The sequence below is a fragment of the Neobacillus sp. GCM10027624 genome (assembly GCF_042675345.1).
Taxonomy (GTDB): domain Bacteria; phylum Bacillota; class Bacilli; order Bacillales; family Cytobacillaceae; genus Neobacillus; species Neobacillus cucumis_D.
The window spans coordinates 51,981-66,461 of the sequence record NZ_JBHTHD010000008.1 but is presented as its reverse complement, the minus strand read 5'-3'; the positions used below and the strand labels follow the sequence as shown (position 1 = coordinate 66,461).

General features: G+C 38.8%; 13 protein-coding genes. 7 read left to right on the top strand and 6 right to left on the bottom strand.

Annotated elements, in window-relative coordinates; translation table 11 throughout:
* The first annotated feature begins 45 nt into the window (after positions 1-45).
* The gene (hutG, locus tag ACFQZ9_RS11640) at positions 46-1,017 is read left to right on the top strand and encodes a formimidoylglutamase (RefSeq protein WP_498943900.1); all 972 of its coding nucleotides are present in this window, start codon (positions 46-48) and stop codon (positions 1,015-1,017) included.
* 21 nt (positions 1,018-1,038) lie between these two features.
* Positions 1,039-1,428 (top strand): poly-beta-1,6-N-acetyl-D-glucosamine biosynthesis protein PgaD, encoded by a 390-nt coding sequence (gene pgaD, locus ACFQZ9_RS11635; protein WP_498943899.1) that lies wholly within the window; start codon positions 1,039-1,041, stop codon positions 1,426-1,428.
* A 258-nt stretch (positions 1,429-1,686) separates the two neighbouring features.
* Here pgaD and ACFQZ9_RS11630 read toward each other — a convergent pair whose 3' ends face one another.
* From ACFQZ9_RS11630 to ACFQZ9_RS11605, 6 genes are all read right to left on the bottom strand, one after another.
* Entirely contained in the window at positions 1,687-2,355 is a 669-nt protein-coding gene (locus ACFQZ9_RS11630) for an amino acid ABC transporter permease (protein ID WP_198312534.1), read from the bottom strand.
* A gap of 12 nt (positions 2,356-2,367) precedes the next feature.
* On the bottom strand, positions 2,368-3,141 hold the full coding sequence (locus tag ACFQZ9_RS11625; RefSeq protein WP_498943898.1) for an amino acid ABC transporter ATP-binding protein: 774 nt from the start codon (positions 3,139-3,141) through the stop codon (positions 2,368-2,370).
* Between the two features lie 27 nt (positions 3,142-3,168).
* Positions 3,169-4,101, bottom strand: a complete 933-nt coding sequence (locus ACFQZ9_RS11620; protein ID WP_498943897.1) for a substrate-binding periplasmic protein — start codon at positions 4,099-4,101, stop codon at positions 3,169-3,171.
* A gap of 23 nt (positions 4,102-4,124) precedes the next feature.
* Positions 4,125-5,390, bottom strand: coding sequence for an NAD(P)/FAD-dependent oxidoreductase (locus tag ACFQZ9_RS11615; RefSeq protein WP_498943896.1), 1,266 nt, complete (start codon positions 5,388-5,390; stop codon positions 4,125-4,127).
* A 21-nt stretch (positions 5,391-5,411) separates the two neighbouring features.
* The gene (locus ACFQZ9_RS11610) at positions 5,412-5,786 is read right to left on the bottom strand and encodes a RidA family protein (protein ID WP_498943895.1); all 375 of its coding nucleotides are present in this window, start codon (positions 5,784-5,786) and stop codon (positions 5,412-5,414) included.
* A gap of 137 nt (positions 5,787-5,923) precedes the next feature.
* Complete coding sequence (locus ACFQZ9_RS11605) at positions 5,924-6,919, bottom strand: ornithine cyclodeaminase family protein (protein ID WP_498943894.1); 996 nt, start codon at positions 6,917-6,919, stop codon at positions 5,924-5,926.
* A 137-nt stretch (positions 6,920-7,056) separates the two neighbouring features.
* Between ACFQZ9_RS11605 and ACFQZ9_RS11600 the strand changes: the two genes are divergently transcribed.
* From ACFQZ9_RS11600 to ACFQZ9_RS11580, 5 genes are all read left to right on the top strand, one after another.
* Positions 7,057-8,220: a CdaR family transcriptional regulator gene (locus ACFQZ9_RS11600; RefSeq protein WP_498943893.1), complete on the top strand. Its 1,164-nt coding sequence runs from the start codon at positions 7,057-7,059 to the stop codon at positions 8,218-8,220.
* Between the two features lie 655 nt (positions 8,221-8,875).
* Positions 8,876-10,843, top strand: a complete 1,968-nt coding sequence (locus ACFQZ9_RS11595) for a transporter substrate-binding domain-containing protein (protein WP_498943892.1) — start codon at positions 8,876-8,878, stop codon at positions 10,841-10,843.
* The gene (locus ACFQZ9_RS11590) at positions 10,818-12,206 is read left to right on the top strand and encodes a sigma-54-dependent transcriptional regulator (RefSeq protein WP_498943891.1); all 1,389 of its coding nucleotides are present in this window, start codon (positions 10,818-10,820) and stop codon (positions 12,204-12,206) included. Before ACFQZ9_RS11595 ends, ACFQZ9_RS11590 begins: the two co-directional genes overlap by 26 nt.
* A 156-nt stretch (positions 12,207-12,362) precedes the next feature.
* The gene (locus ACFQZ9_RS11585; RefSeq protein WP_498943890.1) at positions 12,363-13,340 is read left to right on the top strand and encodes a TAXI family TRAP transporter solute-binding subunit; all 978 of its coding nucleotides are present in this window, start codon (positions 12,363-12,365) and stop codon (positions 13,338-13,340) included.
* A 36-nt stretch (positions 13,341-13,376) separates the two neighbouring features.
* Positions 13,377-14,471: an ABC transporter substrate-binding protein gene (locus ACFQZ9_RS11580; protein WP_198312543.1), complete on the top strand. Its 1,095-nt coding sequence runs from the start codon at positions 13,377-13,379 to the stop codon at positions 14,469-14,471.
* Positions 14,472-14,481 lie beyond the last annotated feature (10 nt).

Genomic DNA, 14,481 nt, shown 5'->3' with positions numbered 1-14,481 from the left:
ATTAGACCATTAAGGTGAAACAAACAAGAGAGGGCGACAAGAAATATGTACACAGTTACAGAAAAAGGTATTTGGTCAGGGCGTGTGGATAGCGAAATTGACTGGGATATGTTTCGGTTACATCAAGTTATTCATATTGAGGATTTATCTGCTTTTCATGAAGCGCAATTAAACCCGGCAATTGGAATCATCGGCTTTAAAAGTGATGAAGGGGTTAAAAGGAATAAAGGAAGAGCCGGCGCTTATGATGCACCAGATGAGATTCGGAGAGCACTCTCGTCCATACCAAGCCATTTGATATCGAATGGGAAACTCTTTGATTTCGGTAATGTTCGTTGTGAGGATGGGGATTTGGAAAAAGCCCAAGCAGAACTGGGTGAATATGTCCAAAAAATGATGAGTCTCAATATTTACCCAGTCATAATGGGTGGCGGACACGAAGTGGCTTATGGTCACTTTTTAGGGTTAAAGCCATACTGGAAACAAGGCCGGCAAGTGGGGATCCTTAATTTTGATTCCCATTTTGATATGCGTCCATACGATGAAATGACAAGTTCTGGGACAATGTTTAAACAAATGGCAGATGAACTGGCAAACGAGAATATTCCGTTCCATTATATGTGTATAGGCATTCAACGATACGGAAATACAAAACATCTATTTGAAACGGCAAAGCGATACGGGTGTGAATATATTCTAGAGGATGAGATCGCTCAACTTGGTATTGAAGAGGTAAATAGGCGTATCAATGCATTTATCCAAAAAAATGATGCGGTTATGGTAACTCTATGCAGTGATGTCATTGGAGCCAGTTATGCTCCAGGTGTAAGCGCCCCTCAGCCATTTGGAATGGAGCCGAACGTACTGAGATTATTATTAAAAGAAGCAATGAAGCAGAAGAAAACAGTAAGTTTTGATATTGCTGAAATCAATCCAAAGCTTGATGTAGACAATCAAACTGTTAAACTGGCAGCTGCTTTTATCGTAGAAATCATTGATAGTGTCTTGTCAAATTAACAGTTACAACTTAGGCGAAAAATGTATTTAAGAAGGTTAAAGGGCTATAGCAATATAAAAAAATCAAAGTTCAGAAGAGTGTTAGATTTTCTTTTTACTTTCTTTGGTTGGATCTTTCTCATTTTATTCTGTTATAATTTTATCACTCGCCTTAATTCGAAATTGAATTTAAGGTTTTATTTTCTTAATCTATCCAATGCGAATGCCATTCTAAACTTTACTTTTATATTAGTAGTGATATGTGCCGCAACATTAAGCCTTTGGAGCTTCTATAATAAACGCAAATATGGTGGTCTGAGAAGAAGAAGTTTCCCCCAGCCCACAGAGGATAAAGAGATAGCCGAGTACTTCCAAAAAACAGAGGAGGAAATCAAGCTTCTGCAAAATGATCGATATGTTGAGATTAAATGATTGTCATGAGGATTGTCGAGAGACGATCCTTTTTTGTGTGAGGAAGCATATTGAAGGACCAATTTTATGATATCAACAATTTTTCACCGGATATCAACACAAAATGGAATTATATCAACACAAAATTGCATTTTATCGACAATTTAAAGAATCCCCTTGAATTGCGGACTGAACCAAAGGGAGGGTTCTCTCGGATTTTTGATTCAAGAATTGAAGAAAGTAGACCAAGAGAACCGTCTCTATGGATCTTTTATTCAACTAAGTGCTTTGAACTCCTTTACCAATTCGTTTTTCTAAACGACGGACAAATAAGGACATAGGATAACTCATACAGAAATAAACAACAGCGGTGAGTAAGTAAATCGGCATCGCTACAAAGGTTTGTGATATTAAATTGGTAGAGGCGAGCATAATCTCAGGTGCAGCAATGGTAGAGACAATAGCGGTATCTTTAAAAAGGCTGATTACATAGTTCCCTACATTGGGGATTGCAATAACAGCAGCTTGTGGGAGGACGATATACCTCATGTTTTGAGCAGGTGTCATCCCAACTGCCATTGCTGCTTCCGTTTGTCCCTTATGAACTGAATCAATTGTAGAGCGGAACACTTCAGATAAATAGGCACCCCCATTCATACTTAAGCCGATTACAGCAGAGATAACAGGGGAAAGTCTTACTCCTAAATCAGGAAGACCAAAATAAATAATAAACAATATGACCATTGCAGGGATTCCTCTAATTATCTCAACATAAACTTTTGCGAACATAGATAAAGGTTTTAGTTTTGAACGATGGAGGAACACGAGGAGCAAACCGACAATGATGGCACCAATGGAAGAAAAAACGGTGACTTCAATGGTTACAACTGCTCCTTTTAATATCCTCGATAAAATTTCGGGAAACATAGACCAAAAAATTTCAAACATGTCAGTCACCCCTTAATTCCATAAAATATCTTTTAAAAATTCTTGGGCTCTATTGGTAGAGGGGTGCTGAAAGAAATTCTCAGGGGTATTATCCTCAACTATATTCCCATCATCCATAAATAAGATTCGATTACTAACTCGTTGGGCAAATTTCATTTCATGTGTCACAATCACGATGGTCATTCCATCATTTGCGACCTGTTCAATTACCTGAAGCACTTCTCTTACAAGCTCCGGGTCCAAAGCAGAGGTAGGCTCATCAAATAACATTAATTTTGGCTGCATCGCCAAGGCTCTGGCGATTGCAACTCGCTGCTTTTGACCTCCGGAAAGTTGATCAGGGTAGGAATCTACAAAACTTTCTAATCCGACTTTCTTTAGCAGCTCCAATGCTAGGGATTCTGCTTCTTCACGGGACATTTTTAATACCCGTTCTGGAGGCAAGGCAACATTCCTAAGAATTTTTAAGTGGGGCCATAGATTAAAATGTTGGAATACCATGCCAATTTCTTTTCGTAAAAGGATGGATGATTTTTGATCCATTTGGTTTATTAAATGACCATCAAAGTACATATCTCCTTCTGATTTAGGAACAAGTAAATTAATACAGCGTAATAATGTACTTTTTCCTGAACCGCTCGGACCTAATATTGTTACTTTTTCCCCTTTCTTTACATCTAAATCAATTCCTCGAAGGACTTCCTTATTTCCAAGTATTGCTTTAAGATTTTTCACACTTAATAATGGACTCTCATTGGAAATTTGCTCTGTATTGTCTGCTATCATTTTCTCCCTCCATTATCCAATCAAGCTTTATTTTCCCGCTAAGGTTGGCGGTGTCCAATCATTTGAACGGTCAGCACCAGCACGAGGATTTCCATCAGGAATAAACCAACCGTCTTGATCAAGGCCATATTTTGATAACATTTCCTTGTTTAAGCCTGTTTTCCACATTTCCTGTACTTCTTTATTAATGGCGTCGTATAATTCCTTTTCTTTTGGATTCACACACCAAGCTGTTTGAAACTGTTTTCCTAATACAGAATAATTTTTATCGCTGTCCGTAAAGGTAACGACTTTTAAGTTGTAGCTTGGATTTTGTTTAATGACATAAGCACCTGTAGGAGGATCAACAAATCCAATATCTACCCGACCAATTTTTAGATCTTGAATAAGGGCATTGTTATCTTTATAGGTTGTAACACTGGCAATTTCCCCCTCTGATTCAAGCTTCTGAAGGTCTGGCACAAACGCAAATCCCGTTACCGTACCCACTTTTTGCCCCTTAAGCTCTGTGATGTTTTTTACATCTTTTTTATTTTGCTGCTGAACAATCATCGAGGATGCATAATAGACAGGGTCGGTCATTAACATGACTTTTGACCGTTCAGGTGTCCAAAAGATGTTTCCGATTGCGATATCTGCTCTTCCGGTTCGAACTGCTTCGATTGGTGCAGGCCACTGCATTAATTGTGGTCTTACCTTCAAGTTTAACTTTTCAGCAACTTTATGAATCAGGTCTCCGTCTGTTCCAATTATTTTTCCATCCTTAACCGCAGTCATCGGCATATCTCCGATAATGGCCACATTTAGATATCCTGATTCAACGGTTTTTATTTGAGATCCGGAATTGGATTGATCTTTTTTATTTCCACTCGTTGTTTTTTCATTCGATCCGCATCCCACTAAACCTACTAAAGTGAAGACGAGAATGAATAGAGTAACAAATGATTTTTTTGCTGACATCGGATTTTCCCCCTTCGATCAAGTTAGGTTGTTAAAACAGGTTTACTCAAAAAGCGATTGAGTGAAAATGGGCCAATCTCAATATCCGTTCGCCCTTCACTTATTAGTTGTGACATGATCAACCCGGTAGCAAGGGACATCGAAACACCGTTCATCGCATGACCTGCTGCTATAAATGAATTATTGATTTCGGGGATTGGTCCTAATATCGGCAAACCATCCGGTGTCATTGGCCTCATGCCGGTCCAAACCACTTCCTTCTCCCCTTTAATAGGGGTTTTCAGATATTTCGATACTGAATTTCTTAATCCCTGAACCCGTCTCTCATCAATATTTACATTCAAACCTGAAAGTTCCATTGTGCCGGCAATACGGATGGTATTGTTATAAGGGGTGACACCAGTCTTAGAATCTCCTAGATAAAGAGGATGACTAAGTGTGATATTCGGTGAAGTAATCGTAATGCTGTACCCCTTGCCCGCTGTCATGGGAAAGTGATAACCAATCTTTTTTATCAGCTGATTGGCCCAAACACCTGAAGTGAAGAGAAACTGGTCCGCTTCAATTTTTTCGTTGCCGCATACCACAGCTTCGATTCTTCCATTCCTATGAATAATGTCTGTTACTTCTGTGTTAGTCCTAAATTCAACGCCATTTTCTTTCAGCCACTGATAAAATCCGCCACTTAAACTTTCGGGGCGAACATTGCGTTCACTTGGTAAAAACAATCCTGCTTCTACATTTTCTGATAATTGGGGCTCCATTAATTGTAAATCTTGTTTTGACTTCACGATGGGTAATGGAAGTCCTACTTTATTCACGATGCTTAGCTCCTCAAATCGTTCCTCCATCCCTTTTTTATCAAGAAAGGCAAATAGTAATCCCTTGTGATGAATTTCAAATTGAATTAGTTTTTCTGACTCTAACTCGTCAAATAGTTTGAGAGTATTTTTGCTAATCTCTAATGCTGCATCAAACCCTTTATTAAATGACTCTTCATTACAATTCTTCCAAAATTGAAACAACCAATTGGAGATGGAAGGAATAGCAGAAGGTTTTATATATAAGGGACTGTCTCTTTTGGTCATCCATTTAAGAGATTTGCTAACCAAACCCGGCGCGGGAACTGGTTCTGAGAGAGTGGGGCAGATCCATCCCGCATTTCCAGCAGAACAGGCCGCACCGGGAATCCCTTTATCAATGATGACGACTTCGTTATGACGTTTTTTCAAATAGTAACTACAGGCAAGTCCAATAATCCCACCGCCAATTACCGCTATTTTTGTCATCGCAAACCCTCTTTTCTTTTGTTAGTCCTGTTCGATGATAGCAGTTGCAACCAGTTCAATTTTTAAATCTGGTACGGTTAATGAACTGATGCCTAATGTCGCACGATTTGGGTAAGGATCTTGAAAGAATTCTTTCCAGACTTCATTCATTTTCGGCGTGTCATGAATATCGGTTAAGTAGACCGTGACTTGAACAATATCTCTTAAGCTTCCACCCGCGTCTTCAACCAATACTTGGAGATTTCCGAAGGCCAATTCAGCTTGTTTTGTAAAATCACCCGTTTCAAAGCTACCGTCTCTATATACTGGAATAACAGAAGTGTAAAACATCTGATTTTTCTTAACAGCAACAGACAAGGGTCCGAGGTTTGGTAAATTTCCTTTGATTACTTCCATTTTTTCTATCCCCTTTTATAAATTTATTATTCTCTTTTTGGAGTCTATTACTCTATTACTATTCAATGTTTATCTGAATATTCAATCTTGTTGTGGTATATTTAAACTGTGTAAAAATTTATGCCTTTTTTGAACCGCTACAATTGAAGTTTTTGACCAATATGATGGTCCAAAGCTCTTTCAAACACTCTTTTTCCTAAGACTATATCTTCAACTGCCATACCAATATTATTATTAATGATCAATTCATCTTGATTTTGACGGCCTACTTTGAGACCAGCAACTACTTCACCAAGTTCTCCATTAATGGCAGGTAAACCGTCAGGATAGTAACCATACTGGTAAAAAAGACTGTTTTGCTCCATGCTATCGACAAAGTATTTGTCGCCTTTATTCATGGTTTGATGTTCATATAATGTGTGCAGATCACAAAGGAATAGAGTGTGCCCCTTCATAATCCATTCATTTCTAATTTGTGGTTGGGGTATTGCCGTGATAACGGTTGCAGATGTAATGATAGAAGAACTTTTTACTAGTTCTTCTAATGAGGATGCTTTTTTGATTTTTGCATGTATCTTGGGCTGAATCTCTGTTATTAATCGGTCCATTGCGTCTTGGTTCTTATCAAAGATATACACTTCTTTTAAGTTAGGTAATACATGCTGTATGAGTTCAATATGTTTTTTCCCTAATTCACCGCAGCCGATCATACCGAAAGTTTCTGAGTTAATATTTCCTAAGTATTTCACACCAACCGCTGTTACCGCTGCCGTTCTTACTGTTGTAATCCATGAACCATCCATAATAGCAACAGGTAAACCTGATTGATGATCATTTAGGATCACGAGTGCGGAGATTTGTGGGAGACCATAATTTTTCCTGTTATCCGGAAAGCCGCTTGCCCATTTCATTCCACAAGCTGCTTGCCCCGGGATGTAGGCGGGCATTGCATGCATAAATGAATCTTCTAAAGGATGGATTCCAATTTTTGCAGGCATTTCTAATTCCTTTTTACCATGGATTTTTAAGGCTTCTTCTACATATTGAATCACCTCTAAATTTGTAATTTCCGTCTGAATACAATCTTTTTTGGTTAAATATAAAATTTCACTTCCAAGTTTCAGTGAATTCAACTTGTCACCTCCAATGAATGAAAACAAATATTTATATGATTATATGTCCATAGTGTTATTAGTTTGTACTGTATAAAAGAGCAGAAAAACTTATAGATTTTTTTGTGTAAAATGAACAAAAAATTCGGGGGTGCCCTATGATTGATCGTGATATTGCTCAAAATATTGCCGAGCTGACAACAAATATTTGCGGGTACACAGTCTCCATTATCAATTCATCAGGATTAATTATCGGTTCCGGAGATAAATCGAGGGTGAATACAACTCATGAAGGCTTAGATGCCGTTTTTAATAATAGGGAATATATTGAACATGATGAAGAAGAGGTTAAAAATTTTATGGGTGCATATGAAGGGGTTGCATGCCCAATCGTGTTTAATAATCAGGTGATTGGTGCTGTAGGTATTCGGGGGAATCCAAAGGAAACGAAAAAGTATTTAGAGTTGGTAAGAAATCAAGTAGAAATGATGTATCAACAAATGATGTATTTTGAAATATATAAAATGAAATCGGAAGCATTAGACGTATTTATTCAAGTATTGCTTTCCCATGATATTGAACAAAATTTAAGTTATCTTAAATCATTGGCCCAGATCAATAGTTATAATCTAGAGATCCCGCGCTTTGCCCTTGCGATAGAGATAGTAGAAACAGATGGTAAGGGATCTAATATAAAAAAGGAACCTTATCTTAAAGAACTTAATAAGGTTTTAAAAACAGTTGATGATTTCTTCGATAGCCCACAAAATATTTTCTCCAAAATTGGCAGCCATCATCTCTTAGTTTTTAAGACCTTATCTCAACCATCCAATCACAATGAAATTCGCTATATCCATAAATTAAAAGACCATCTTCTAAAAAAACATGGGGTTCGGTGCATGATTGGGATTGGTAATCGTTACGAGGATGTTATGAATCTTAAAAAATCTTATCAAGAGGCAGAAAACGCTATTTCCATTGCAAAAAGGATGGGGGAAACTGGTGGGGTATTTCACATTGAAGAAATGGTGGTTGGAAGAATTATTAACGAAGTAAGTCAAAGTACACGATCAAATTTATTGAATAATTCAGTTGTGGTTCCATTACTATTACCTGAAAATGAAATACTGCTAGATACGTTTTATTCCTTTTGTAATAACGATTTTAATTTAAGCAAAACAGCAAGAGAATTAAATATTCATAGAAATACGCTAATTTATCGTATTAGTAGAATTCAAGCACTGACAGCCCTTGATATAACCCAATTTCATAATGCTACTAAATTATTCTTACTGTTACAGCTGAAACGATTTGACTATTAGACAAAGATGGTTGGTTCTACTTGATAAAGTTGATCCGCCGCAGACTCCTTTTTGGCATTGCTTGTTCGAATAGGCCAGGTATTCGGACGGGAATCAGGAAAAACGAGCAAGCTTTGTCCGAATGAGGCGGTGTTTGGGACAGGGGGCAGGAAAAATTAGGGGGTTTTGTCCGAATAGGCTGGATACCTGATTTTCAGTAGCTAGGAAGTCTTGTCCGAATAAGACAGTGATTCAGACCAAGATGGGGGCGAAATCTGGCTCTATTTGCGAGTAAGCGAAGGACCAATTTTATGATATCGACACTTTTTCACCGGATATCAACACAAAATGGAGTTATATCAACACTTATTGATAGGATATCAACACAAAATAAGATTATATCAACACTTTTTAGTAGGATATCAACACAAAATTGCATTATATCGACAATTTATAAGATCCCCTTGAATTGCGGACAACTTCAATGAAGCCAAGGACAATCAGTCCGAATCCACCACAAAACCGCCCCGATCCGAACTCCAGAGCACTTGCCATCATCCGCAGTTTTCCCTATGATTAAATTATTATTCTGAATTTTGAATCCGTATGCAAAGGAGGTCGTGTTATCCGAGAACTGGCAAGAAGACTTTTTACTATCATTAGTCTCCTTTTATTTATGACATTATCCCAACATATCGTATTTGCTGAAAATAAAACCTATAAAATCGCCGGGGAATGGGATCTTCCTCCTTTTTCTTATAAAGATCAGCAAGGGGCACTGACAGGCATAAATATTGAATTAATGGAAAAAATCGCAAAAGAAAATGGACTTAAATTTGAGTACATCCCAATGGAGATGCATGAAGCGGAACAGGCCTTACGAGATGGTAAAGTAGATGCGATCGCGGGGGTAACCTATACCACCGAAAAGGATAAAGTATTCGATTTTTCTCAATCCTACTTTACGATGTCCGATTCGCTCATTATCCCCAAAAAAAGTAAAGACAAAATTAAGAGTATTGAAGATCTAAGGGACAGGCATATTGTTCTGCAAGATCATACTCCTGTTCTAAGCACATTATTAAACTTAAGAAATACGAATCTTACCTTGGTGTCCAATGAATACTCTGGTCTATTGACGCTTCTAAATGGCCGGGCGGACGTTTTTATTGGGAATGAATTTACCGCTTCCTTCTTTTTAAAAGAGTTTGGTCAAGAAGACAATTTCCTTATTCTTGATGAAGTAATTAATCCGGCTGATTATGCGATTGCCGTAAAGGAGGGGAATGAGGACTTTCTTTCGCTCATTAATCAAACGCTTACAAAATTAAAGGCTAAGGGAGAAGTAAGTAAATTAGTAGATAAATGGGTTAGCCCGGAAACGGAAGCGAAAATTGCCCGTTTGGAAAATTTTATCTTCTATTTATCTATCTTTCTTTTGATTGGTGCCCTGATCCTCATTGTGATCTATGTGTGGAATCAGCGGTTAAAAGCAGCTGTGAATCTTCATACAAAGGACCTCCGACTATTAAATGAGGATTTACAGATGCAAAAGCAGCGAACGGCTGATAGCAATGCATTTAAAGATCAAATTTTAAATAATATCGATACGGGCATCGTCACGTTCGATATCGATTTTAAGATCACAAGCTGTAATAAGCGGGCATTGGAAATTCTTGAACTTCCCACCCATACGAAGTTTAACCTTCAGCATTCACCCATCTTTTTGAAGCTGTTTGAGCATGATCGTTCTGGACAAGCTTTGCAACAAGAGGGGGCTGACTATTATCGCTTTTTAGAAATAAATGAGAACGGAGAACGGAAGGTCATCTATTATTCTCTCAATAAGATGTTTAACTCACTTGAAAACCAGGCGGGCTATTTGCTCTCTATGAACGACGAAACAGAAAAAAAGAAACTCGAGCAAAAGCTGATTACGCAAGAGAAGCTCCATGCGCTTGGCCAGTTAGTAGCGGGTGTGGCTCATGAAATTCGCAACCCGTTAACATCGATTAAAACGTTCATCGACCTGATTCCAAAGAAATACGATCAACCGAAATTTCAAAAGGTCCTGATGGAGCATTTGCCGGAGGAAGTGAACAGACTTAATCGGATTGTAACCGACCTAATTGATTATGCTCGTCCCAGCTTACCGAATATTCAACCCTGCACGGCTCAACAGCTGACATCCTTACTCGCTATCCTAAAAGTGACCATGGATAAAAACAGGATTGAATTTGAACAATGCATAGAACCTGACCTTGTTTTTCATATTGATCCGCAGCAAATTCGTCAGGTCCTTCTGAATCTATTATTAAATGCCGTTCATGCAGTGGAAGAAACAGACGTGAGGAAGATTACCATCTTCATGGAGAAGGAGGATTCTGAGAAGGGGAGGATTAGGATTCGAGATACGGGTAAAGGAATGGAGCAAGGGGTACTCAACCATATCTTTGAACCATTTTTTACGACAAAGGGAAAAGGCGTCGGGTTGGGGTTGACCTTATCTTACAATTTAATCAAAGAAAACCATGGAGATATTCAAGTAAATAGTATTCCTGATAAAGGAACAACATTCACGATTTTATTGCCTTTATACACAAAGGAGGAGATTCGGATTGAAGCCAAGAGTATTGGTTATTGACGATGAACAAGCGATTTGTGCTTCACTTAGCTTTGCTCTTGAGGATGATTATTTTATGATGACCACAACGGATCCGGAGGAAGGCCTACGCATCGTGGAAAAAGAACGGGTAGATATTATTCTGCTGGATCTTCGTATTGGGCGTTACAATGGGATGGATGTTTTGCAAAGAATTAAACAAAAAGACCCGTCCGTGACGGTCATCATGATGACTGCTTATGCTTCAATAGAAACATCCATCGAAGCAATCAAAATGGGTGCCTATTATTATATTGAAAAACCGATTAATATCGAAAACCTATCCTTGCTCTTATTAAGGGCCTCTGAGTTTAAACAAATCTCGAACATGCTAGAAACTCTCCATGAAGAGCTGGAGGAAAAGAAGGGCTTTAAAGACTTCTTAGGAAATAGTAAAGCGATGAAATATGTATTTTCGATGATTGATCGGATTAAGGATATTGATTCTTGCGTGTTAATTACAGGAGAAAGTGGAACGGGGAAAGAACTTGTGGCAAAAAGGATTCATTTTTCAGGGAAACGCAAGGATGGACCATTAGAAATTTTGAATTGCGCGGCCATTCCTGAAACCTTACTTGAATCTGAATTATTCGGCTATGAAAAGGGAGCTTTTACAGGGGCAACACAGTCAAAGGAAGGAAAGTGGGTCGCAGCAAATGGGGGAACTTTATTTCTGGATGAAATTAGTGAGATGCCCCTGCCCCTTCAAGCGAAATTATTGCGGGTCATTCAAGAACGTGAAGTGACACCTCTAGGATCGAATAAGAAAATTTCATTAGATGTTCGGATTTTATGTGCCGCGAATAAAGATATTGCACAGATGGTCCAAGAAGGGAAGTTCCGGGAGGATTTGTATTTCAGACTGAACGTGATTCCGATTAAAACGCCGCCATTACGAGAGCGAAAAGAGGATCTGCCGCTGTTGATTGATTATTTTTTGCAAAAGTATTGTAAAGAAATGAACAGAGAAAAGAGATCTCTTTCTGCTGCTGCCCGCAGACTTTTACTTGACTATCACTATCCGGGAAATGTTCGGGAACTTGGAAATATCATTGAATACGCAGTAGCACTTTCCATTGATACCGTCATTAATGAGGGGGATTTGCCTTATTACATGCTCGAGCAAAAGAATGAGGATGGTGGTATATCGAATGAGGATGAAAATAGTATCGTCATTCCGATCGGTCTATCCATGAAGGAAATTGAGAAAAAGGTCATTTCTGGGACGTTAAAACATTGTGGAAAACACCGGCAACGGACTGCCGAGACCTTACAGATTTCGGAAAGAAGTCTCCGGGATAAAATAAAACTATATGAAATTGAAAAACAGCTAATGAACGAATAAATAGGGTTATCGGCAAATTCTGCCGAAAATAGCGGCAGAATTTGCCGCTTTTCTTTTTAGAAAAGGAACCCTTATTTATGAAAACGCTTTTAAATTCAATAATCTGAAAATTGGCACGGTAATTGCAAGTATTATGGATGTAAAGGAGGACCGTCATTGAAAACAGGGACACTTTTAAAAATCTTAGTCCTTTTACTCTTTCTTTTGATTGGGTGTATAACCATTAGTCGGGAATTATTTTCAACCGGGGTTCAAGCCGTTCCTCCCCCTTCAGAGGAACTCACAGGGAGTCAATCTCCATTGGTGATTGCAACAGGTGATATGTCGGGTGTCTATTTTCCTTTGGGACAAGCGATGGCTGACTTATTTCGAAAGTACAATGGAAAAGCAGCTGGAACACAAGTGACCCACGCTTCGATTCAGAATACAAAGCTAGTGAGTCAGAAACAAGCGGAATTAGGATTTAGTACGGTGGATGCCCTTGCATTGCCAGAAACGAAAAAAAGGAAGATTCTCGCCCTTACTGGACTTTACTCGAATTATATCCAGATTGTCACGACCAAAAGTGATATTCACACGTTAGAGGATTTACGAGGGAAAAGAGTCAGTATTGGAACTGACGGGAGCGGAACCAAGCTGATGGCTGAAAGGATCCTAAAGGCTGCTAATCTAGCAAGCGATGAAATGGATGTATCGACTCTTTCCTTCACACAATCAGCGGATGCATTAAGAAATAGAACGATTGATGTTGCGTTCTTTTCTTCTGGTTTACCGAATCCAGTGATTTCGGAACTTGCTTCAGAGATGAAAATCTCACTTGTTCCGATTCCAAAACAAATGGCTGAAGACCTTCATGAGAAGTATGAATTTTACACACTGGATGAAATTAGCGGTCAAACTTACGCTGGGATCGAGCGTACACCTACATTAGCGGTAAAAAATGTACTTTTTACATACCCGGATTTGCCTAAAAAAGAAGCTTATCAAATGGTCAAAACGTTATATGAACATTTACAGGAAACGCAAAACGCTCGCCCAGAAGCAATGGAAATCCATTTATCTGAAGCAACTGCAGGGATTCCAATCGATTTCCATCCTGGCGCAAAACAATTTTTCAATGAAATCATCCATTAAAATACCACTACAAATAAAAATAGGGGGCAAATGAATATGAAAAAGATCCTTTCCTTAATTTCAATCGCTTTACTAATTGTTTTATCAGCCTGTGGCGCTCCTAATCCACAAAAGGCCGGGGGGACTGCGAAAGCGGGTAAAGATGGAGAAAAATCTATTACCATTGCAGGAAATGGCGGGGTTATTGAAAAAACCATTCGTGACGTGATTGCTCCGAAATTCAAAAAGGAAACAGGTATCACGGTGAACTTTATTCCAGGTCTTTCTGGAGAAATTTTATCGAAGGTAGAATTACAAAAAAATGCTCCACAAATTGATATTGCGATCTTTGTACCGACAGATGTACAGCGCGCAAATGATAAGGGGCTTATCGATAAAATAGATGAATCAAATGCTCCTAATATGAGTCATGTGGATCCGAAGTTTGTAGCCGTTGAGGGTGCAGGCGCTCCAATATTTGGATTAGCCATTGCCCCAGCCTATAATACAAAATCGTTTAAAGAGAAGGGCTTGAAACCAATCGAATCATGGAACGACTTAGCATCTGGCCAATATGAAGGAAAAACAGCGTTTGTGGATATTACAAATGACTGGGGCTTTAACACATTGAACGCACTGGCAATGGCGAACGGCGGCGGTACAGATAATGTTGAACCAGGGATCAAAAAAGCAAAAGAGCTAGCCGGTTACTCCACGACTTTTTATAAAAATTCAACCCAAGTAATGCCAGCACTTCAGCAAGGTGCTGCAGACGTAACCGTAATGGGAAGCTATGCGATTGGTGATTTAGCGGTTCAAGGCGTTCCACTTAAAATGGTTGTACCAAAAGAAGGGGTACCGGTCCAAGCCTTTAGTGGAACCCTTGTGAAAAATACTCCTCACGAGAAGGAAGCACTTGAATTCCTCAACTATGTAGTAAGTGATGAATCACAGGCTTTAATTGCAGAACAAGGATTTTATCCAGTTGTTAAAGGTGTTGAGTTTCCAGAGAAATACCAAGAATCGATTGGGCTAAAGGATACAGACAAAACCTATAAACCTGATTTTGCTGCATTTGCGAAAATCCGGGCTGAATGGTCTGATCGTTGGACGAAAGAAGTAGTTCCAGAAATCGGTAAAAAATTGAAATAAGAATGGAGGG